Below are 21,333 nucleotides of genomic sequence, written 5' to 3'. Positions count from 1 at the left end.
CCTTGATCCTTTCGCCATACAGCGCCCAAGGGCACCGGACAAGCGCTCAGGCCTCAGTCGTCGTGCGTTGGAATATGTTTGGACGGAGCCACATAGGGCCGTGTCACATCTTTGAGCGTCACGTCCAGCGCCTCGACATCAAGAGCGATCTCTCCATCTCCGGCCAGCGTGATCTCTACCGTGCCCATACCGTCCTCGGCAGGAATAAAGGCGACTGCGAGAATCGACAGGATCATCTCCTTGTCATCCGCAGGCACGCCCGAAGACCGCGCTGCCATCACATCCTCAAAGACCAGCACCGCTTGCACACGTTCAACCGGTCGGCCCCGTTTTTCTGCGGCTTCGACATCTTCCCAACGGAAGCGGTTGACCAGAAGCGCGAAGCGGCGGCGGCTGGCGTCATAAGAGATTTCCCCCATCGGCACGACCGCATCCTGCGCCAGCGCGGAGATCACCGTCAGGTCATCTGCATCCAGCGCCTTGAGAAACAGCGGACGTTCGCCGCCATCTTCGAACTTTGCATCTTCGACCATCAGCTTTTGATCCTTTCGACCTGCGCCCCGATGCCGGATAGTTTGCGCTCGATAAACTCGTAGCCGCGATCAAGGTGATAGACCCGCGAGACCACGGTTTCCCCTTCGGCGGCCAGCCCCGCAAGGATAAGCGATACGGAGGCGCGCAAATCAGTGGCCATCACCGGCGCACCTTTGAGCTGTTCAACACCATGCACCGTGGCATGTCCGCCATGCACTTCGATATTCGCGCCCATACGGATGAGCTCCGGCGCGTGCATGAAGCGGTTTTCGAAAATCGTTTCTTCCAGCACGGATGTGCCCTCCGCCGTGCAGAGCAGAGCCATCATCTGTGCCTGCAAATCGGTCGGGAATCCGGGGAACGGCTCGGTGGTCACATCGACCGCCTGCACCCGCCCGTTCTTGCGTGACACGGTGAGGCCGCGTGCGTTCTCTTCAACCGAGACACCAGCCTGTTCGAGCTTTGCCACAAAACTCTCCACCAAGGACAGCTTGCCGCCCAAACAGGTGACTTCACCACCACAAATCGCAGGGGCCAGCATGAATGTGCCCAGTTCGATCCGGTCGGTGACAACGGGATGGGTCGCGCCGTTCAGCCGGTCCACCCCCTGAATTTCGATCCGCGAGGTCCCTGCCCCTTCGATCTGCGCGCCCATTTTATTGAGGCAATCGGCAAGATCGACGATCTCCGGCTCGCGCGCGGCGTTTTCCAGCACCGAGGTGCCCTTGGCCAGCGATGCTGCCATCAGGAAGTTCTCCGTCGCACCAACAGAGGGAAAGCGCATCTTGTGAACCGCGCCTTTCAGACGCCCCCCCGCAACCTTCGCGTGCAGATAGCCGTCTTTCAACTCGATCTGCGCCCCAAGCGCCTCCAGCGCCGTGGTGTGCAAATCCATCGGACGCGCACCAATGGCACAACCGCCGGGCAGCGACACAACCGCATGTCCCAAACGCGCCAGCAATGGCCCGAGCACAAGGTTCGAGGCCCGCATCTTGCGCACAATTTCGTAGTCGGCCACCGGATTGATCTCACCGTGACACGACATGGCCTGCACCTTGCCCTCCTGCAAAGAGGACACCTCCGCCCCTAATGAGGCCAGAAGCGCCGTCATTGTCTTGATATCCGACAGGCGCGGTGCGTTGGTGAGCGTCAGCGGCTCATCAGACAACAACGTCGCCGGCATCAAGGCCAGACAGGCATTTTTCGCTCCGGCAATCTCGATATCGCCACTCAGAGGCCCATTGCCCCGCACCAGAATTGAATCCATGCCCTTGCCTCACTCGTCTTTATCGGTCTTGTCGATTGCTTTTCGCGCACGCGCCTGTGCCTTGCGTCGCTGAAGATTGGCCTTCAGAGCCGCCTTTAGCCTGTCTTCGCGGGCATTCTCCGGTTTTCCGGGGTTCCGTTTGGGATCAGTCTTGTCTTTCATGGCTCCCCATGTAGCCAAAGCACCGCGCCCCGTCCAGCCTTAGAGGCATGGCACACTAGGGTTTCCCCACGCCACCGCGCACCGGCCAAGACCCGCGCCCGCCCGCTTGGAAACAGGGCGGAAGAAAGAAACTTTGCCCAGATGCAAAATTTTCTCGAAAATCCGCTTGCGCCCCCGCCCGATCACGTCTAATTAGCCGCCCACAGCAACGGTGACACACCAACGCACCCGGCGCTGCTGTAGCTCAGAGGTAGAGCACTCCCTTGGTAAGGGAGAGGTCGAGAGTTCAATTCTCTCCAGCAGCACCACAAAATCCCACAAAAACAGCGACTTACGGAACACAAGATTTTCCGCCCGTCGCAAAATGGCAGAACATGGCAGGAACAAACCCTGCTTTGGCGCGCCATTTGCGTACAAACCCCGCACAGCCCGAGCCGCCCGAGTCGCGTAAGACACGAAAAAACCCCGGTGCGCTGGCGGGCGCAACCGAGGTCAAATCGCTTAGGAAAACGGCTCGTTTTCTGGCCTCAAATTACCGCAAAGCCATTCCGGCGGCAAGCCTTAACAGTAACTTTGTTGGGGAGGTGAGCCATGCATAATGCCGCGACCGTTCACCCGCTGATCTGGCTTAAATTGGCTCTAAGGGCCGATGTAACCGCCACCGCCAAAAATATTGCCTCGGCTATGGCCGTCCAGTTCGCCAACCGTGACACTGGCCTGATCTGCCCTTCTGTGCCGACGCTGGCCGAGTTCCTCGGAATTTCTGAGGCCGCAGTCAAACGCGCAATCAAGGCGCTTTGCCAAGCCCGCTTGCTTCACCGCACCGAAGGCCGAGGGCGGGGCAATCATACCCGCTACAGCCTTCTTATGCCGCGCAATGTCGTGCCCTTCCGCACGTCTAAACCCAAGGTCGAAACTGCCGATGATATGCCCGCAGACACCCCTGAAAAGGGTGCAGAAACGGGCCAGAAAAAAGGGTTCACAAGTGAGCCTTTAAACAGGAATCCGCAGACCGAAAAGGGGTCATTCATGACAAAAAAAGGGGTCACTAGTGAGCTTTCCCGTAATATAACTAAAAATATAACCAATACGCGCACGGATGCGCGCGCGAGGCTCGACAACCCGCCAAGCTCACGGCCAATGGCACACCTGAGGGCGTTTGTGCCTGTCGGATCTGACTTTGAGCGGGAATGGACGCAATGGCTGGAACGCCGTGACCTGCCGAGCCTCTCAGCCTTTGCCGATATCATCCGCCAACACGGCCAAGACGGGTTTGACCTGCCGTGGAAGACACCCCCCAGCGAACACAACGGCACGGCTACGATGATGGCCGAGCGGTTTGTTGCATGGGGTCTGGCCCGCAAGGCGGCCCGTGTTGCCCCGACCTACATCGCGCACAGCGCCACAGCCTAAGAGGATTACCGCATGTCACAGACACCGGACACCACCGAAGCCGAACAAGCCGCGACCGAATTGCGCGCCTTGCGTGATCGACTGCACGCCGATGGGATGCCGCACGCGGCTATCCTCGCAGGGTTTCACGCTGAAATCGTCGCAGCCATGACGGCAACCTATGGGCCACAGGCCACGATTGAACGCATGGTCAACGCCGCTGACAGGCTCGAAGCCCTGCCCGCGCTGGATTTCGTCGCCGCAGTCGTCAGAGGACCGGCAGGGCGGGCCTGATTGCGCTGCGCCGTGGGTCCTTCTGGCGCTGAACGTATGCGGGGGGCGAAGGCGCGACGTGTAAAGCTCCGCAAAAAAATGTAATGGGGTCAAATACCTATGAGAATTGTGCAAGAATTACCGCTAGAAGGTGACGCGCCGGCGCATCGCATTGACGGTGCGGGCCTTTGCGCCTTGCTCGGGGTCACACCCGCAGTTCTCACAGAGCTTAAACGCAAGGGCATTGCGGTGCATTGTGGCCGCGACGCATGGGACCTCACAGCAACCGTGTCGGGCTATTGCGCGCACCTGAGGGGCACCGCCTCAGGCCGGGGCGGTGAAGAACACGTCACCACGTTAACAGCCCAGAGGGCTCGCCTCGCGAAGGAACAGGCCGACGCTCAGGCGCTCAAGAACGCCAAGGCGCGCGGTGAGTTGATCGAAGCCGACGCCGTGACTCGGGAATGGGCTGACGTGCTCAGGGGCGTTCGTTCGCGGGTTCTGGCCGTGTCCTCAAAGATCCGGCAACGGCTGGGGCACCTGACCTCGGAGGACGTGGCCGAGCTTGACGCGCTTCTCAGAGAGGCTTTGACCGAAGCCGCACAGGAAGGGGCAGAGCATGGCACTGATTGACCAGATCCGCCGAGAGGCGCTCAAAGCGTTGATCCCGCCGCAAAGGCTACGCCTGTCTGAATGGGTAGAGTCGGAAATCCGCTTGCCCGAGGGCGTGAGTGCGCAGCCGGGGCCGGTGGAGCTTTGGCCTTTCCAGAAAGAGATTGCGGACTGCATGGGTGATCCGCGTTATGAGCGGGTCACTGTCGTGAAATCCGTGCGCATTGGCTATTCGATGCTCTTGGCGTCAACCGTCGCTTCTTTTGTCTCGAATGATCCCGCGCCGATCCTTGCCCTATTGCCGACCGAGGCCGACGCGCGGGATTTCGTGGTATCCGACCTTGAGCCGACATTCTCCGCCTCGCCTATGGTGGCGTCTGCCCTATCCGAAGAACAGGACGAAGCGGGGCGCAATACGCTTCTAAGCCGCCGCTTTCCGGGCGGTTCGCTCAAGGTGGTGGCCGCCAAGTCTCCCCGCAACCTGCGCCGCCATAACGTGCGCGTGCTGGTGATCGATGAAGCCGACGCGATGGAACAAACGCAGGAAGGTAGCCCGATCACGCTGGCCGAGCGCCGCACCCTGTCTTTCCCTGATCGTCGGATCATCATGGGAAGCACACCGACCTTTGAAGAAACAAGCCACGTTATACGCGCCTACGGCAAAAGTGACGCCCGCGTGTTCGAGGTGCCTTGCCCCGAGTGTGGCACCTTCACGGAAATTCAATGGCGCAACATCGAATGGGACGAAGGGCAACCAGAAACGGCATATTTCCGGTGCCCGCATTGCGCCGCGCGGATCGAAGAACGGCATAAAGCTGAAATTGTGCAAAAAGGCGCTTGGCGGGCCACACGGCCCGAGGTGCGCGGGCACGCGGGCTTTAAACTGAACGCGCTTGTGTCACCACACGCCAATGCCTCATGGGGCAAGCTGGCCACCGAGTTCCTGAGTGCCAAGGATGATCCGACGCTTTTGCAAGTGTTCGTGAATACGATTCTGGGCGAAGGATGGAAAGGCGAAGGCGACGAATTGGCCGAGGACGAGCTTGCCGCCCGTGCCGAGGCTTGCGGGCTTGACCAGATACCCGAGGACGTTCTTGCGCTCACTGTCGGAATAGACACGCAGCACGACCGACTAGAGGCCACGTTTTGCGGCTGGACCGAAGCTGGGGGCATGGTGGTGCTCGGGCATAAAATCCTTTGGGGCAGCTATGAGGACGAAAGCCTTTGGCGTGATCTGGATGATCTGCTGCGCACCCGCTTTGCCCATGCGCTCGGGGGCAAGCTGGCCGTGGATGCCGCCTGTATCGATGCAGGCGACGGCGCGTCTATGAAAGAGGTTATGGCCTTTGCAACGCCAAGACTCCGCCGCAAGATTGTGCCGATCAAGGGCATGGCCGGAAACCGCCCTATCCTTGAGCGGGGCGGCAAAACAAAAACCGGCGGCAGGATTTGGATTTGCGGTGTTGATACCGTCAAAACCCAGCTATTCGGGCGCGTCATGTCACCCTCAGCCGTGCGCTTCTCTGATGATCTGCCCCGAGCATGGTTTGAGCAATTGGCCTCAGAGCGCGCCGTGGTGCGCTACCGCAAGGGCCAACCCGTGCGCAGTTTTGAGCGCGTGCCCGGACGCCGTGCCGAGGCGCTGGATTGCACGGTGTATGCAATCGCCGCGCGGCAGATTGTGAATTTCGACGCCGACCGCCGCCGTGCCGAGCTTGCGCGGCCCGAGCTTGTCGCCAAGCCGCGCAAACCAGTGCTTAAATCAAGCTGGATTGGGCGTTAATCAATTTCTCGGTTTAGTATCCTCTAGAACCGAACCTGAACTTTTTTAGCCGACGCTTTGGGGATTTCTCTCACTACCAAATTTACATCGGGTCGGTCGTCTCCGCTTTCTTTTTCATAAAGAAAAATACGTTCAGTGACTTCGTACGGCCCCTTAACTCCAAAAAATACTGTTTCACCCTTTTGAGGCAAAACAGTACTTGAAAATTCCCATTTTTGAATAGTTTCGCCGTTGTGCTTTTCGCTTGCTACAATTCGCATTGCTTTTCCTTTCGAAAAAAAACGTGGTTCCCTTATAGAGCTTTTTGCGCATCAAATAAACGAGACGGAATACAAAGCTATAGCTTACAAACGCATTCGGTGACGCCAAACCATATTAAGGTATTCTTGCGATAGTATCGAAAGATAGTGACTATTGGCTGAACTACCACAGCACCGAAATCACTCTTAAAATAAACTATAGGTAGCTTAACAACCATCTACCAAAAAAATTGACAGCAGAGACTGCTAGGACAAACACCCCAGCCCAAATCAGGATTTTCAACTGTTCTTTGCGTTGTTCTCTGGATAATGGACGGTTCCCGCCTACCCCCGCTCTTTTATGGAAAGGTAGACCCTTATTCTCTTCTTCAATCTGGCGGTAAAACTCATCCTCGTGATCCAACCGTTCATTTCTATCGCGAATCTTCTCTCTAATGCCCATTGGTCACTCCTGAAAATCTTAAGCAGCAAAAATCAGCCTACAATATATGTATCATCATGGCGAAAAACACAAAAAAATCGCCTTTCAAAACCTGCGCCAAGCTGCACGGAAAATGCGCCAACCTGCACAAACCTGCACGGCAAATGCATAAAGATACAAGGTAAGGAATTTTCCATAAACTATTGTATTAAAAAGATTTATTGACTCATCTTTTGCGCTGATTGCATCTTATCTGCAAGTGATAACACAGATAGGTGTCAGGGCATGTATGCAACGAGAATTGAGCGGAAACTGAACGCCGCGACCATCGCCGCTTTCGGTGGCCCGTCGCGTGCAAGTCAAAGGCAATTTCGTATCGCCGGTATTATGCCGCCGGTCGAAACCAAGCCGCCTCACCCCGCCATGCACGGCTTTCGTGAGTTCTGCCAGATGTTACTTATGGGCAAGGTTTTGGCGTGCGGCATGTCCCGCAAAGGTGCGCGCGATCTGGCCGAGCTTTGTGTGTGGCCGTTGGAACATCGCCTTGAGGCTTTGCCGGGGGTCACAGAGGTGCCGGGGCACGATCTGACTGCCGAGCAAATGCACGCCGTGCGGGAATCTGTCGGGCGTGCGGATCTCGGTCCTCGCTACTGCTACTTTGTATTGCCTGAGGTCGATGCGCCCGAAGTCTCCGCCCATCTTTTTAACGATCTGGCGAACATGCCGAAGGTGAGCACAACCGGCCTTTTGATTGACTTCCAACAAATGGCTGAGGACACCGCCGCGTTGATTGACGGGCCTTTGATTTCTTACCGCCTGTCAGAGTGCGAAGAATGAACCTCAAAGCCCGCATATCCGGCCTTTTCAAGCGCCAGATCGAAGCCGGGGGTGGTGGCTGGCGCTGGCAGGGTGCGCCCATGTTGGCCGCGCCTCAGGCGTCAACTCTGGCCGCGCGTGGTCCCGCCAAGGCCCGCGCCTCTGCGCTGTCCGTGAACAATCCGATTGCAGCCCGCGCCGTGGAAGCATGGTGCGCGTCCCTTGTGGGGCGTGGCTGGCAAGCCCAAAGCCAACACCCCGACCGCAGCACCGCCCGAGACCTTAACGCCGCTTTTGAGGCGCTTATAGGGCCATATCTGCCCATGATTGCCCGCGCCGTGGTGCGCGATGGTGAATCATTTGTTCGACTGCACCCGCGTGTGGACGGGTTCAAAATCACAGTTCTCCCCGCCGACCAGATCGACCCGAGCTTGTCCCGCGACCTTGGCAACGGTGCGCGCATTGTGGCCGGAATTGAATTTGATGCCGAGGACACCGTGACCGCCTATCACGTTCTCAGGGATGCCCCCGGCGCGCCATTTGCGGCCTATGGGGAAACGCTCCGCATTTCCGCAAGTGAAATCCTGCATGTGTTCGACCCGATTTTTCCGGGTCAAGCGCGCGGAATATCTTGGCTGTCTCCGGTGCTTTTGAAGCTGGCAGATTTCGACGGGGCAAGTGACGCTTTGCTCATGAACCTGCGCACGCAATCTCTATTCTCGGCCTTTATCACCGATCCCGAAGGCGGCAACGCTGGATTTGACGGTGAGACCGGCGAAGGCGGAGAGGTCAATCTGGCACTTGAACCGGGTGCAACCCGCATTTTGCCGCCCGGTGCTGACGTGAAATTTGCGCAACCGGGCAGCGGCCTTTCCGATCAGGTGGCTTTCCTGAAGCAGCAACTGCATGAAATCGCCACGGGCCTCGGCCTGACCTATGCGCAGCTTTCCGGCGATCTGTCGCAAACGTCCTATTCATCGTCCCGCGTGGGAATTTTGGAGCACCGACGCCGCGCCGAAATGTTACAGCGCCAATTGATCGAGGGGCAGCTTTTGCGCCCACTCTGGCGCGCGTGGATCAATCACCGCGCTTTGTTGGGCGAAATCCCGAGCAATGCCCTCTCCGATCATCACGCCGTGCGCTTTGTGCGCCCCGGATGGGAGACCATCGACCCGCTTAAAGAGATCAATGCCGAAATCGCCGCGATCGATGCAGGGCTAAAGAGCCGCGCCGAAGTTATCGCAGCCCGTGGCCGAGATGTGGCCGAAGTGGACGAAGAACGCGCGGCCCATCCGGCAATCACAGACGAAGGAAAGCCCGCATGATTCACCTCCGCGCCCTCTCCCCGAAACCTTCCACGCTCAACGCTGAGGCCCGCACAGTCGAGGCCATTGTATCGACCGGAGCCGATGCGCCACGACCGGGCTTTATTGAGCGGCTGAACCTCAAAGGGGCTGACCTGTCACGCCTCATTGGTGGGCCGGTATTGGACGGGCACCAAAACCAAAGCACGCGCGACCAATTGGGCGTGATCGAAGCCGCAGAGGTGCGGCCAGAAGGGCTTTGGGCCCGCATTAAGTTCCGTAGCAATGAAGCCGCCCGCGCCGTAGTGCGCGATATTGCAGACGGCACCCTGCGCGGCCTGAGCGTCGGATACAGCGTGCAGAAATGGCGTGAAACAACCGAGGGCGGGCAAACGGTCCGCACCGCAGAGAAATGGACGCCGGTTGAGGTCTCAATTGTGCCGATTCCGGCAGATCCTGCCGCACACTTTAGAAACGGAGAATACACCATGCCCAACAACGAAACCCAGAGCACGGTTGAAACGACAACCGAAACCGCAACCCGCGCCGATGCAAACCGAGAGATCCGCAGCCTTGCCACACTCGCAAACCTCGGAGCCGAGTGGGCAAACGCTCAGATCGATGCAGAGGCGACCGTTGAGGCCGCGCGTGCCGCAGCCTTTGAGGCAATGGCGCAACGGCAAAATGAGACCCGCACCCGCAGCGCCCGCGTTGAAATCGGCACGGATCACACGGCGCCGGATGTTGTCGCAACACGGGCCGGTGAAGCCTTGTTTGCCCGCGCAAATCCGACCCATGAGATTTCCGCCGCCGCCCGTCAATATGCGGGGCTCACCATCCCCGACCTGGCGCGCGATTGTCTCCGTCGCAGCGGGATTTCCACGACCGGCGCAACCGTTGACACGCTGGTGACGCGGGCTTTGCATACAACCTCTGATTTCCCGTTGATTCTGGGCGATGCCGTGAACCGTGAATTGCGCAAAGCCTATCAGGCCGCACCCTCGGGCATTAAGCAAATCGCACGCCAAACCACGGCCCGCGATTTCCGCGCGAAATCCGCCGTGATGCTGGGCGAAGGCCCCGAGCTTGAGAAAGTAAACGAGGGCGGTGAATACAAATATGGAACGATTGCCGAAGGGGCCGAAAGCTACAAAGTCGAGACCTTTGGCAAAATCTTCTCTATCAGCCGCCAAGCCCTGATTAACGATGATCTCGGAGCCTTCACCCGCGTGCCCGCGATGCTGGGCCAAGCCGCCGCAGCTTTCGAGGCCAAGACGCTGGCCGGATTGATCGAAGCCAACCCAACTATGTCAGACGGCAATGCAGTCTTTTCCGAGGCACATGCCAACGTGACCGAGGGCAGCGTTGTCGGAAAGCTGGGCCTCTCCGCCGCGCGCCTTCTCTTGCGCAATCAAACGGGCCTCGGGGGCGGCAAGATCAACGCCACACCGCGCTTTGTCCTTGTCTCCCCTGAGCGTGAGACAGAGGCCGAGCAGGCGCTTGCAGAGATCACCGCGACCACCACAGACGCGGCCAACCCCTTTGCCGGTCTCGGCCTTATCGTGGACGGATATTTGAGCGAGAGTTCGCCGTGGTATATGGCCGCCGATCCTGCCGTGATCGACACCGTCGAGTATGCCTATCTCGAAGGTGCGCCCGGTCCGCAGATCGAAAGCAAAGCCGGGTTCGAGGTCGATGGAATGAGCATCAAGGTGCGTTTGGACTTTGGGGCCGGTTGGGTGGACCATCGCGGCATGGTGAAAAACCCCGGCGCTGAGAGTTCGGAATGATTGCCGCCGATGAATTAAAGACCATGCGCGATGCCCTGTTAAGGGCACGCGCGACCGGCACCCGATCCGTGGAATATGACGGGCACAAGATCACCTATGCCACGGACTCGGAAATGGCGGCAGCTTTGGCCGACCTTGAACGCCGGATTGCAATTGCGTCCCGCACGCCGTCCCGTGCGGTGCGCCTCATACCTTCTAAGGGGGTGTGAGACGGCAGGTGCCGCCGCGCCTCGGCAGGCAAATGGCACCCCGTTAGTCATGAGTGGGCAAACCATGACAGGGCACGGCGGCAGTATCGACCTTCTGGCCGCGCGGTGCCCGTTTCTGTTTCGATTCGTGGAATGGTTTTGGGCCATGATATTTCAAAGGCGGCATGAAGCGCGTTTAGACGTGGTTTAGTCGGCTTTGAACGTGGCTTGCACGGCAATTTTTTGCACGACAAAACAGGCTGTTAAGCGGATACTTAATTAACAGATACAGTAACTTAACAGGCCGACAAATGCCAGAACAACCGTTGATCCCGAAAACACCGGAAGAGGTCGCAGAGGAATGGCGCGCCTCCCCGCGCCGGATACGCAGCAAGGCCCGCGAGATCCACGCCTTTGCGCTTATTGGCAACAAAATGAGACTTTTCCCAAAGCATGTTGAGGCTTTGGCAAAGGCGTTCGAGGTGTAGGGCAATGGAACAAACCGGAAGCCGTATTCTTGATTACGGGCGCACACCTCAGGAATGGGAAAGCTATTTTTCGCAACGCGGCATTTCAATTAAGGCCGATACGATCCGCAAAAAAGCAAACGAAATGGGTGCGCGCCACAAACTTTTCGGGCAAGTTCTTATCACTGGCGAACAAATGGACCAGATTGCGGAGGACGTTGAGAAATGCCGCTCAAACCATACAAACGAGGAAGCGTCTATTGGGCGCAAGGACGTGTCGAATATAACGGACGGCCTATCACAAAATACATCCGAAAAAGCACTGGCTCACCTACAGAAAGCGGCGCGTGGGACTTCATCAAAGCGTTCGAGGAAGCCGCGCGCCGTCGTTACGTCGTTGGAGACGAAGCATCGGAAGTAGTCACGTTTGAAATGGCGGTTCTCAAATACAAGCCCAAACCGGCAGATGCGAAATTTCTTGCGCGTATCCTCAAGGAAAAGCCGTGGGTCGGAAAAAAAGACATTCGGACAATCACCGGGCGTTTTATCAAGAACCTCGGCCTTGAGCTGATGCCAGACGCAGCCACAGATACCGTATGGCGGCAGGTGGTTACACCCATGCGCGCCGTGATTAACAACATGCACGACCTCGGCAAAGGCCCGCACCTCAAGGTGAAAGCCTTTACCGAGCGCGAGCGCATTGCCCGCGACATAGAGCGAGGCAAGCAAAGCCGCCGTCCGCGCGGATACAGCACAGCCGAGTGGATGGACAAGTTTTGCGCCGTGGCCGATCCATACAACGCCGCATTGGCGCTATTCATGCGCGAAACCGCCGCGCGCATAGATCAAGCCGTTTCACTCCGCCCTAAGGATCTGGACCTTGCCAACCGCCGTGTGCGCCTCAAGGCTCAAAAGGGGCACCCTGAGCAATGGGTCACGATCTCAGAGGAAATGATGGTGACGCTGGCCAACCTTCACCCAAAGCAACCCAAGAACCGCAACACGGGCGAACGCTTGGAGCCGCGCGTGTTCGGATATGCCACGAAAACGGGTTACGTCAAACGCTGGCAAAGAATCTGCAAAGAGGCAGGAATAGAATCACTGACCGCACACGAAGTGGGGCGGCACGGATTCGCCACCGAGCTTTTGGTAAAACAAGGCCGAGATCCTGTCACAGTCGCAAAGGCTGGCCGGTGGAGTTCGCCGCAGTTGGTGCTGTCTACATATAGTCACGCTGACGATTCAGAGGACGAAATCAGACGTTCATTCTACACAAATCGGGAACACCCTGATACAGTGAAAACATCTAACTACTAGTAACCTATAGAGGAAAATGAAAATGCATACGGTCTTGGTAAGGGAGAGGTCGAGAGTTCAATTCTCTCCAGCAGCACCATAAATTCCCCTTATTTCTCAAATACTTCAGAGAAAACAGGCCTTTAATGAGGTTGGCGTGCGAACAAAGGTGTGACACATGGCTTTTGCTATGCCCCATCCCGTCCTACGAAAAAAGTGGTGTCTCGATCTTCGCAATCCTGCGGGTGTGGTAAAGACTGGCCCCATTGATCTTGGTCGAGAGTTCTGAAACGCTGAGGCTCCAAATATAGCGATGAGATGAGTGATTGCTGGCTATGAGGCCCGGCCCTAAAAAGTTGGCGGAGTATTCACCCATAGAATGCGGGTCGTGCCGTCGAAAGTATTCCGGTACCGATGTGGAAGCGCAGAAGCGAAGTAGAAAGAGTCGCCCTGCACCAACGGAATAACCTCACCGTTCACGCAAAGTTCGGCAGCCCCCTCGAGAACATACCCGATTTCTTCGCCATCATGACGAATGTCTCCGCCACTGTCCGCTCCGGGTTCGAGAGTGTGAATATTCGCATCAAGCATTGTGCCTGCATAAGTCGGGGAGAGGCGCTCAATGTAGATAGCCGGTTGGTCACTTTGCCGCCTCACCACGACCGAAGGCCGTTCTCCGTGGCGATAGAGGCTGACATCCTGACCGCCCGCCTCCCTGAACAGTTGTAAAATAGACGTGCCCAGAGCCGCCGTAATCTGATGTAGTGTTTTAAGAGACGGAGATGCCTGTTCTGTTTCGATTTTTGAGAGCATGGAAAGCGAACAGCCCGCCCGGTCAGCCAGCTGTTTGAGCGTAAGGCCTTTATTTTGACGCTCCGCACGCAACCGTGCCCCGAGGTCCTGAATCGGCATTTGTCCTTGATCAGAGTCTTCCATGACTGGCCTTCGATCTTCAGCGGTTTCTTGGTTTTCTGTATGAACAATATGGGGCGGTTTGCAATCCGGCATAAAGTCGTTCTTCTCCAATGGGCATTTGAATGACAAAAGGGTGATTAATCGCCCATATTTTCACCAAAATAAAAATATCTCTCAATTAATTGGAAATTTTCCAACTAATTTGAATGTGGTTCAAATTTTTTCTCCATACAGACACATGAAACGTATCAGTTGGCACCTTTTAGCCTACTGCAACCTTATAGAATGAAAAGTGGGAAAACTGTCATGACACACTCCGGAAACCGGCGCACACTCATCTCCGCTGCGCTTGCAGCCTCTCTTTCCCTAAGCTTCGCAAACGGGGCACTGGCCAAGGACACCGTAAAGGTCGGCTTCATCGGCCCGCTCACCGGCGGGGTCTCCAGCATTGGACTTGGCGGCCGCAACTCTGCCGAACTTGCTGTCGCGCTGCGCAATCAAGACCCGGATGCCAAATACGAATATGAACTGGAAGTTCTGGACGATGAATGCAAACCCAACGTCGGCGTGCAAGTCGCCACAAAGCTCGCCGCAAGCCGCGATGTTCTTGGTGCTGTGACACACTATTGTTCTTCTGTCGCCATGGGGGCCGTTGATATCTATCACAAGTTCAACTTGCCTGTGATTGTCTGGGGGGCTGTGCTGCCCGACATTACCTACGGGAACGACTATACCGAAGTGCACCGTATCAACGGGACCATGATCAACCAGAACGAAGCTGCTGCCAAGTTCATGACCGATCAAGGATATAAAACCTGGGCCATCATTCATGACACAACGGACTATGGCAAAGGTCACAACGAATATTTCTCCAAATATCTGACCGAAAATGGCGGCGAGATTCTTGGCACATTCGGCGTGACTTCGGATCAACAGGATTTCACGGCTGAGCTCACCAAAATCAAACAGATGAACCCCGAAGTGGTTTATTTCGGTGGCCTGACCCCTCTTGCCGTTCGCATCCGTCAACAAATGGACAAACTGGGCATCGAGGCTCAATTCCAAGGTGCATCCGGTCTCAAATCTGAATCCTACTTCACCGGTTTGAGTGGCGATCTGGCTGAAGGCACCGTCACCTTCCTTGAAGGCGCACCGGCTGAAAAACTTCCGGGCGGTGAATACTTCATGGCCGAATATGAAAAAGAAGGATATGGCGAGTCATTCGAAGCCTACGGGCCTTTCTCCTTCGCGGCTATGAACCTGCTCATGGATGCCATTGAAGAAGTCGGTGCGGATCGTAAAAAGGTGACAGAATATCTTGCAGATGTGCAGGAGCACGCCTCCATCACCGGTCCTGTCACATTTGACGAACACGGCCAGAACACCGTTGCCCTGATTACGCCATATGTTGCTCAGGACGGTGAATGGGTTGTCTGGTCAGATAGCGCATATGCCGATGGCACGCGCACACTGACAGGCAAGTAATTCATAGGAACTTATCGGGGCGGGCCGCACATTGCAGCCTGCCCTCTTCTCTTGTTGGAGGTACCCGATGGATATCGGTCTCTTTGGTCAGTATCTGGCCAACGGTGTCATGTTAGGAACAATGTACGCCCTCGTGGCTGTCGGTTTCACACTATTTTTCGGTGTGCTTGATGTGATTAAGTTTTCCCATGGCGACGTCCTTATGCTGGGCTCGTTCACGGGATTTACAGTTTATATCGGTCTCTTGTCTCTCGGGATCGAAAACCCTTGGGTCATGATTGCCGCAATTCTGGTGGTGTCCATTATCACCACTGCCGCTCTTGGCGCGATCATCGCACGTTACTTGGTGTTGCCGTTAAAGTCGGCGCCGCCCCTCAACATTCTTCTCATCACCCTCATGCTCGGAACAGCCATTCGCGAGGCTGTGCGGTTGTTCTACCCCGACGGGTCCAACCCCAAAGCCTTCCCCGCCCTGTTGCCTACAGCTTCGGTTGACTTGGGTGGTTTTGCGTTACGCGCAGACAGTGTCATCCTTGTCGCCGCAGGCATTGCCGTGATTATCGGATTGAATCTGGTGATCAACCGGACCCGTTTGGGCCTCGCAATCCGTGCGGTCGCACAGGATGAGGAGACCGCAAAAATCATGGGCATCAATTACACGATGATTGTGCTGGTCACCTTTGCAATTGGCTCGGGTGCTGCGGCTTTTGCCGGAATCATGAATGGCCTTTACTACAATGAGGTCAATTTCGGCATGGGGTTGTTGTTGGGCCTCATCGGGTTTTGCGCCGCCATCATCGGTGGTCTGGGCAATATCTACGGTGCGATTTTGGGGGGCTTCCTCTTCGCAGGCCTGCAAACCATTGGCGCCGTCGCATTGCCTTTTGCCAGTGCATACAAGGACGTCTTCGCCTTTGGTGTGGTCATTGCGCTGATGGCCTGGAAACCAACCGGGCTGATTGCCGAACGCAGCAGCGACCGAGTTTAAGGGCTTTTGACATGCAAAACAAAACAATACCTGACACACGCTGGATGGGCCTTCCGCATTTGGCCGTTGGTCTCATCGTTATCGCCGCCATCGCACTCTTCGGGTGGCAATTCCTGTTGGCCGACTCTGAAATCGCCGTGCTCGGCATGGTCGCACTCGCGGCTATGGCGGCGTTCGGCGTGGGCAAAACCGGTCTGAACAAGAGCATGTCTGCGGCCATGCGCAACCATGGGCGCAGCATGAACATTGCTATTCTCCTGGCTTTGGTCTGTGTGATCTTTTTGCTAGGCGGGGAACATTTCCCGCTGTTAATGCTGACCACGACGCTGCTCTACATGACTGTCGCCTTCGGGTTGAACGCACAGTTTGGCTTGACCGGTATGGTCAATTTCGCAGGCGCTTCCTTCTTCGGCGTCGGCGCCTATACCGCCGCAGTTCTGACCAATCACAGCGCCCTGCCCCCCATCCTCATTCTGGTCGCAGGCGGCGTCTTCTCCGCATTGATCGGATGCTTGTTGATCGTGCCCGTTGTGCGCACCGCCGGTCACTACTCTGCCGTGGTGACCATCGCGTTCAGCGTCATGTTCAAGACATTTCTCGAGGTCAATGATGTGCTTGGTGGCCCACAAGGCCTGATGGTCGGCCCCATGAAAACCTTTGGCTGGGATTTCAACTCAAGCCCTTTGCTAATGGGCATGGAACTGTCCTTCTACGTCAACTACGCCCTTCTCGGCGCAGGACTGGCCGCGCTTGCGTTCATGTTCGTGCAACGGCTTGAGCGTTCATGGATTGGTCTCACCCTCGACAGCGTCCGTCTGGATGAAACCGCATCTGCCTGCTTTGGCTTGAACGTGGTTCGCGCCAAAGTTCTGGCGTTTACATTCGGCAATATTCTCATCGGTATAGCCGGCGCACTTTACGGCATGATGATCAGCTTCATCGCCCCCAATAGCTTCAGCTTTTCCGACAGCCTCTTGATGGTCGCGATCGTTCTTCTCGGCGGATTGGGAAGTCTTTGGGGCACAGCCCTCGCAGCCGTCATCGTCGTTCTTTTGCCCGAGAAACTGCAAATCCTTCAGGAGTATCGCTTCTTGCTCTTCTCCGTCGTTGTGATCCTCATGCTTCTCTTCCGGCCTGAAGGCTTGATGCCCCGCAAAGTCCGCAGCTACTTCCCGAACTGGAGGCCTGAACAATGAGCGAAGTGCTTCTCGAATTTAAGAACCTTGGTAAAAACTTCGGGGGTGTACGCGCTCTCGACGGGTTCGACATGCAAGTCAAACGCGGCGAAATCATCGGACTGATCGGCCCGAACGGGTCCGGCAAAACCACCAGCTTCAACCTGATGACAGGCATCTATGCCCCAAGTCAGGGGGAAGTGCATTTTGACGGGGCCGACATTACCGGCATGAGTGCGCGCAAGGTGTATGAGGCCGGCATTGCAAGGACATTCCAACGCTCGCGCCTGTGCCTGCCCTTGTCGATCTTTGACAACATCATGATCGGCAACCACGCACGGCTGAATACCGGCCTGTGGTTCAACCTGTTCCAACGTCGCGCCCTCCGTGGCCAAGTCGAAGAGTTTTACACGCAAGCGCGGGACCTCGTGGCTGGCTTCTCCGAAGATCTGGCGGGCCGGATGTTCGATCCAGTCGGCTCTCTTCCCATGATCGAGCGCCGCCGGATCGAAATTTGCCGTGCATTGATCTCCAAACCCAAGTTGCTGTTGCTGGACGAACCTTCCGCAGGGATGACACATGACGAAACCGCCCAGATGATGGATGATATTCTGGCCGTGCGTGACCGCATGGGGGGACTGTCGATCATCATTATTGAACATGAAATGGGCGTGATCGAGCGTTTGTGCGACCAATGTGTCGTGCTCAGCTATGGCCGGAAGATCAGCGAAGGCAGCTATGCGCATATCGCTGCCGATCCGGAAGTCCAAAGCGCATATCTGGGGATGGATTGATACAATGAGTTCTATCAAAATAGAAAATGTCTTCACCGCCTATGACAAGGCGGATGTCCTCATGGATGTCTCGCTTGAGGTGTTCTCCGGCAAGATCACCTGTTTGCTCGGCTCGAACGGAGCTGGCAAGTCGACATTGATCCGCTCCATCCTCGGACTGACACCTCCACGATACGGTCGTATCCTCGTAGACGACAAAGACATCACAGGCACCGCAACCCACAAAGTCGTCGCGGAAGGGATCGCATGTATCCCCGAAGGCCGGAAAATGTTTCCGAAACTCACTGTGACAGAGAACCTCCGTCTCGGCGCGTTTCAGGTTACGGACGAAAGCCTCATTCGCGAGCGGCTGGATACTGTCTTCACCACATTCCCTCGACTTGCGGAACGGCGGGACCAGCTTGCCGGCACGATGTCCGGAGGCGAGCAAGCCATGGTGTCGATTGGCCGCGGCTTGATGGGAGGGCCGCGTATCCTGTTGATCGACGAACCGTCTCTGGGTCTGTCTCCGCTTTATGTCAAAGAAAACTTCAAGATCATCGAGGGGATCCGTGACAGCGGCATCACAGTGTTTCTGGTGGAGCAAAACGTGCGCCAAACACTTGCAATTGCGGATTATGGCTACGTTTTGTCGGGTGGCCGTGTGGTCGCTCAGGGCACGGCTGATGCACTAAAGGAAGACGAGGAAGTTTATGCAGCCTATTTCGGATAAGCTCGGCGAACAGCAACATAATATGGATGTTATTGAATTGACCCGACGACTGGTTCAATTCGACACGGTCAACCCGCCCGGAAACGAACGCGCTTGCGCGCTGGAACTTCAGACTCTTCTTGCGGCGGCAGGATTTGAAACATCCCTCACCGACATGGGAGAGGGCCGCGCCAATTTGTTCGCATATCTTGGAGATGGTTCCGGCGCGCCTCTGGGGTTCACCGGCCACCTCGACACCGTGCCTTTGGGAGCACAGGATTGGCAGCACGATCCCTTTGTCGGCATCATTGAAGACGGGCGGCTCTATGGGCGCGGCACAACCGACATGAAAGGCGGCGTGGCGGCATTTGTCATCGCCAGCCTGAAACAGGCCGACATATTGCGAAACGGCCCTGGAGTTGTTTTATTAATCACAGCGGGCGAAGAAACCGGCTCTGACGGGGCCAAAGCCATGGTCGCGCAAGGTGTGCCCCATATCCCCGGCGCATTGGTTGTGGCCGAACCCACATCAAACCGACCGCTTGCCGGACATAAAGGGGCCTTGTGGCTGCGCGTAATCACCGAAGGTAAAACTGCGCACGGGTCCATGCCTGAACAAGGCGTGAATGCCGTCGTCATCGCCTCCCGTGTCATCCAGAAACTCGTTGCCTTTGATTTTCAAATTCCGCCCCATGCCGACATGGGCGCGCCGACATTGAATATCGGGACAATCTCCGGTGGGCTGAACCTGAATTCCGTGCCGGATCGCGCCGAGATCGGTGTGGATATTCGCAGCGTGAGCGGACAGAAACACGAAGACCTGCGCACAGCTTTGACTGATCTTTTGGGGGCTGATGCCCGTATCGAACCCATCATCGACCTGCCGCCTGTTTGGACCGACCCTGATCACCCTTGGCTCGGGCAGGTCTGTGAAACGGTTGCGAAAGTGACCGGAGACACACACACGCTTGGATGCGTCAGCTATTTCACCGATGCTTCCATTTTCACCCCTGCTTTCGACACCCTGCCAACGGTTGTTTTGGGACCAGGAGAACCGACCGTGGCGCATATGACCGATGAATATTGTGAGGTCAAAAAGCTGCAAGACTCGGTTGAGATTTACGCCGCACTCATACGGCGCTGGAACACCTCGGACACACGATCATGACCAGCATTCCTCAAACCGCGCTTGAAGTCCTCGCAGCATTTGACGCGGAAACGCTAACGCCGGAAGTCTATCTGGACGCCCTTTTGGACCATTGCGCACAAACCGAACCCGATGTGCGCGCATGGAGCCATCTCGACCCAAGCGCCGCAAGACGCGAGCTTGCGCAGGCGCAAAGAACGGGCACATTGCGCGGTTTGCCTCTGGGCGTGAAAGACCTCTTTCATGTCACATCCATGCCGCGCGGCTGTGGCTCTCCGATCTATACAGGATATGTGTCAAGCGTGGATGCCTCTGTTGTGGCCTTGGCCCGACTTGCAGGCGCATATGTCATGGGCAAAACCGAGACCACCGAATTTGCCACATACAAGCCCGCCCCGACTCGTAACCCGACATCTTTGGCGCACACCCCGGGCGGCTCCTCCAGCGGGTCGGCCGCCGCCGTCGCTGCAGGTATGGTGCCATTGGCATTCGGATCACAAACGGCAGGGTCTGTCATCCGTCCAGCAGCCTATTGTGGCGTTGTAGGCTACAAACCCAGTTTCGACCTAATTGACACGTCCGGCGTCAAAGGACTGTCTCGTAGCTTTGATACCATTGGCGTCTTCGCCCGCAGCGTCCCCGATGCGGCTCTTTTGGTGGAATCTGTAACTGGACAGCCCTTTTTAGAAGCAACACAGAACGTCTCGCCCCCCTCCATGTTAGGCCTGTGCCAATCTCCTGCATGGGATGAAATCGAACCGGAGATGCAAAGCGCATGGGATCACCTGTGTGCCCGCCTTCAAACCAAGACCACCACCCGAGACATTGTTCTCCCCTCGCCTTATGCAGACGCTTTACAAGCGCATCCCATGATTATGGCGCAAGAAGCATTTCAGGCATTGGCCTATGAATGGCAGGCTCACCGCGACCATCTAAGCCCCGCTTTGCGCGATATGCTGGCCAACGGACAAGCCCGCACAGGCACCGCACACAATGATGATCGCGTGATGATTTCAACATTGAAAGCGCGCTTTGAAGCCGACTTGGGCAACACGCCCATTTTCATCACCCCGTCCGCCCCCGGCGCCGCTCCCGGCTACGAGACAGGGACCGGATCGCCGGTGTGCAGCCGTCTGTGGACTCTTTTGGGCGCACCCTGCGTCAACGTCCCCGGCCTCAAAACATCAGACCAGCGTCCCCTTGGAATACAGGTTGTTGGCCCTATTGGGCGGGATGCCGAAGTTCTCAATGTGGCAACATGGCTTTCGGACATCTTGATGGATGATGGTTAGAATTCAGATTTACGGAAATGAATTGGACCACATTTCGCTGTAATATCGCGTGCTTTCATTAACACCGTTGAAACCTCAATGAGCTATAACTACTGCCCGAAGCCGCTCCATATCGCGCAACTTCTGGCCACCACCATTCTGATTTCGCACTATAATTCCTATATTGGCGACGGTCATCAGCACCACCAAAGATTGGTGCGCGCCCGCGCCACCGCGTGACACAGAACCCCCGAAATCGGAGACAAATGCAGGAGCGTGACAGGCGCAATTCCCGCTGATAC

General features: G+C 56.6%; 24 protein-coding genes and 1 tRNA gene. 19 read left to right on the top strand and 6 right to left on the bottom strand.

Annotation, left to right across the window (positions count from 1 at the left end; all coding sequences use genetic code 11):
• Positions 1 to 53: 53 nt before the first annotated feature.
• Genes BM152_RS01915 through BM152_RS19150 form a run of 3 tightly spaced genes read right to left on the bottom strand, consistent with a single transcriptional unit; the run spans position 54 to position 1,963 of the window.
• Positions 54 to 533 carry a DUF2948 family protein gene (locus BM152_RS01915; protein WP_066605802.1) on the bottom strand — a complete coding sequence of 160 codons (480 nt, stop codon included), beginning with the start codon at positions 531 to 533 and terminating at the stop codon, positions 54 to 56.
• A complete protein-coding gene (murA, locus tag BM152_RS01910) occupies positions 533 to 1,801 on the bottom strand; it encodes a UDP-N-acetylglucosamine 1-carboxyvinyltransferase (protein WP_066605801.1) in 1,269 nt (422 codons plus the stop codon). The genes BM152_RS01915 and murA overlap by 1 nt, the downstream gene beginning before the upstream one ends.
• A gap of 9 nt (positions 1,802 to 1,810) precedes the next feature.
• Positions 1,811 to 1,963, bottom strand: a complete 153-nt coding sequence (locus BM152_RS19150; protein ID WP_170125640.1) for a hypothetical protein — start codon at positions 1,961 to 1,963, stop codon at positions 1,811 to 1,813.
• A 233-nt stretch (positions 1,964 to 2,196) separates the two neighbouring features.
• Here BM152_RS19150 and BM152_RS01905 point away from each other — a divergent pair.
• From BM152_RS01905 to BM152_RS01885, 5 genes are all read left to right on the top strand, one after another.
• Positions 2,197 to 2,271, top strand: a tRNA-Thr gene (locus tag BM152_RS01905).
• A gap of 283 nt (positions 2,272 to 2,554) precedes the next feature.
• Positions 2,555 to 3,376, top strand: a complete 822-nt coding sequence (locus BM152_RS01900) for a helix-turn-helix domain-containing protein (RefSeq protein ID WP_066605798.1) — start codon at positions 2,555 to 2,557, stop codon at positions 3,374 to 3,376.
• 12 nt (positions 3,377 to 3,388) lie between these two features.
• Positions 3,389 to 3,649: a hypothetical protein gene (locus tag BM152_RS19145; protein ID WP_066605796.1), complete on the top strand. Its 261-nt coding sequence runs from the start codon at positions 3,389 to 3,391 to the stop codon at positions 3,647 to 3,649.
• A gap of 99 nt (positions 3,650 to 3,748) precedes the next feature.
• Entirely contained in the window at positions 3,749 to 4,261 is a 513-nt protein-coding gene (locus BM152_RS01890; RefSeq protein WP_066605793.1) for a DNA packaging protein, read from the top strand.
• Entirely contained in the window at positions 4,248 to 6,023 is a 1,776-nt protein-coding gene (locus BM152_RS01885; RefSeq protein ID WP_066605790.1) for a phage terminase large subunit family protein, read from the top strand. Before BM152_RS01890 ends, BM152_RS01885 begins: the two co-directional genes overlap by 14 nt.
• A gap of 23 nt (positions 6,024 to 6,046) precedes the next feature.
• On the opposite strand, the gene BM152_RS01880 is transcribed toward BM152_RS01885, so the two are convergent.
• Positions 6,047 to 6,283 carry a hypothetical protein gene (locus BM152_RS01880; protein ID WP_066605785.1) on the bottom strand — a complete coding sequence of 79 codons (237 nt, stop codon included), beginning with the start codon at positions 6,281 to 6,283 and terminating at the stop codon, positions 6,047 to 6,049.
• A gap of 196 nt (positions 6,284 to 6,479) precedes the next feature.
• A complete protein-coding gene (locus BM152_RS01875) occupies positions 6,480 to 6,725 on the bottom strand; it encodes a hypothetical protein (protein ID WP_066605783.1) in 246 nt (81 codons plus the stop codon).
• Positions 6,726 to 6,989: 264 nt separating this feature from the next.
• On the opposite strand from BM152_RS01875, the gene BM152_RS01870 reads away from it, so the two are divergent.
• The 6 genes from BM152_RS01870 (at position 6,990) to BM152_RS01850 (ending at position 12,586) form a co-directional block, all read left to right on the top strand.
• Complete coding sequence (locus tag BM152_RS01870) at positions 6,990 to 7,541, top strand: hypothetical protein (protein WP_066605781.1); 552 nt, start codon at positions 6,990 to 6,992, stop codon at positions 7,539 to 7,541.
• Positions 7,538 to 8,845 (top strand): phage portal protein, encoded by a 1,308-nt coding sequence (locus BM152_RS01865; RefSeq protein ID WP_066605779.1) that lies wholly within the window; start codon positions 7,538 to 7,540, stop codon positions 8,843 to 8,845. The genes BM152_RS01870 and BM152_RS01865 overlap by 4 nt, the downstream gene beginning before the upstream one ends.
• Positions 8,842 to 10,614 carry a prohead protease/major capsid protein fusion protein gene (locus BM152_RS01860; protein ID WP_066605777.1) on the top strand — a complete coding sequence of 591 codons (1,773 nt, stop codon included), beginning with the start codon at positions 8,842 to 8,844 and terminating at the stop codon, positions 10,612 to 10,614. Before BM152_RS01865 ends, BM152_RS01860 begins: the two co-directional genes overlap by 4 nt.
• Positions 10,611 to 10,823 (top strand): phage head-tail joining protein, encoded by a 213-nt coding sequence (locus BM152_RS01855; RefSeq protein ID WP_066605776.1) that lies wholly within the window; start codon positions 10,611 to 10,613, stop codon positions 10,821 to 10,823. Before BM152_RS01860 ends, BM152_RS01855 begins: the two co-directional genes overlap by 4 nt.
• A gap of 290 nt (positions 10,824 to 11,113) precedes the next feature.
• Positions 11,114 to 11,290, top strand: a complete 177-nt coding sequence (locus tag BM152_RS19140; protein WP_156444369.1) for a hypothetical protein — start codon at positions 11,114 to 11,116, stop codon at positions 11,288 to 11,290.
• A 204-nt stretch (positions 11,291 to 11,494) separates the two neighbouring features.
• On the top strand, positions 11,495 to 12,586 hold the full coding sequence (locus BM152_RS01850) for a tyrosine-type recombinase/integrase (RefSeq protein WP_066605775.1): 1,092 nt from the start codon (positions 11,495 to 11,497) through the stop codon (positions 12,584 to 12,586).
• 327 nt (positions 12,587 to 12,913) lie between these two features.
• On the opposite strand, the gene BM152_RS01845 is transcribed toward BM152_RS01850, so the two are convergent.
• Positions 12,914 to 13,501: a cupin domain-containing protein gene (locus BM152_RS01845; protein ID WP_074913929.1), complete on the bottom strand. Its 588-nt coding sequence runs from the start codon at positions 13,499 to 13,501 to the stop codon at positions 12,914 to 12,916.
• 285 nt (positions 13,502 to 13,786) lie between these two features.
• On the opposite strand from BM152_RS01845, the gene BM152_RS01840 reads away from it, so the two are divergent.
• The 8 genes from BM152_RS01840 (at position 13,787) to BM152_RS19135 (ending at position 21,271) form a co-directional block, all read left to right on the top strand.
• A complete protein-coding gene (locus BM152_RS01840; RefSeq protein WP_066605773.1) occupies positions 13,787 to 14,965 on the top strand; it encodes a branched-chain amino acid ABC transporter substrate-binding protein in 1,179 nt (392 codons plus the stop codon).
• 67 nt (positions 14,966 to 15,032) lie between these two features.
• The gene (locus BM152_RS01835) at positions 15,033 to 15,953 is read left to right on the top strand and encodes a branched-chain amino acid ABC transporter permease (protein ID WP_066605771.1); all 921 of its coding nucleotides are present in this window, start codon (positions 15,033 to 15,035) and stop codon (positions 15,951 to 15,953) included.
• 11 nt (positions 15,954 to 15,964) lie between these two features.
• Entirely contained in the window at positions 15,965 to 17,149 is a 1,185-nt protein-coding gene (locus BM152_RS01830; protein WP_082715414.1) for a branched-chain amino acid ABC transporter permease, read from the top strand.
• On the top strand, positions 17,146 to 17,922 hold the full coding sequence (locus BM152_RS01825; RefSeq protein ID WP_066605769.1) for an ABC transporter ATP-binding protein: 777 nt from the start codon (positions 17,146 to 17,148) through the stop codon (positions 17,920 to 17,922). Before BM152_RS01830 ends, BM152_RS01825 begins: the two co-directional genes overlap by 4 nt.
• A gap of 4 nt (positions 17,923 to 17,926) precedes the next feature.
• Positions 17,927 to 18,634: an ABC transporter ATP-binding protein gene (locus tag BM152_RS01820; RefSeq protein ID WP_066605766.1), complete on the top strand. Its 708-nt coding sequence runs from the start codon at positions 17,927 to 17,929 to the stop codon at positions 18,632 to 18,634.
• Positions 18,635 to 18,656: 22 nt separating this feature from the next.
• Positions 18,657 to 19,781, top strand: coding sequence for a M20 family metallopeptidase (locus BM152_RS01815; RefSeq protein WP_066606454.1), 1,125 nt, complete (start codon positions 18,657 to 18,659; stop codon positions 19,779 to 19,781).
• Entirely contained in the window at positions 19,778 to 21,052 is a 1,275-nt protein-coding gene (locus tag BM152_RS01810) for an amidase (protein WP_066605764.1), read from the top strand. The genes BM152_RS01815 and BM152_RS01810 overlap by 4 nt, the downstream gene beginning before the upstream one ends.
• Positions 21,053 to 21,130: 78 nt before the next feature.
• Positions 21,131 to 21,271, top strand: coding sequence for a hypothetical protein (locus tag BM152_RS19135; protein WP_156444368.1), 141 nt, complete (start codon positions 21,131 to 21,133; stop codon positions 21,269 to 21,271).
• Positions 21,272 to 21,333: the final 62 nt, after the last annotated feature.

Origin of the sequence: Celeribacter halophilus (assembly GCF_900114135.1) — a bacterium.
GTDB classification, from domain to species: domain Bacteria; phylum Pseudomonadota; class Alphaproteobacteria; order Rhodobacterales; family Rhodobacteraceae; genus Celeribacter; species Celeribacter halophilus.
This window is presented reverse-complemented; position numbering and strand designations above follow the sequence as displayed.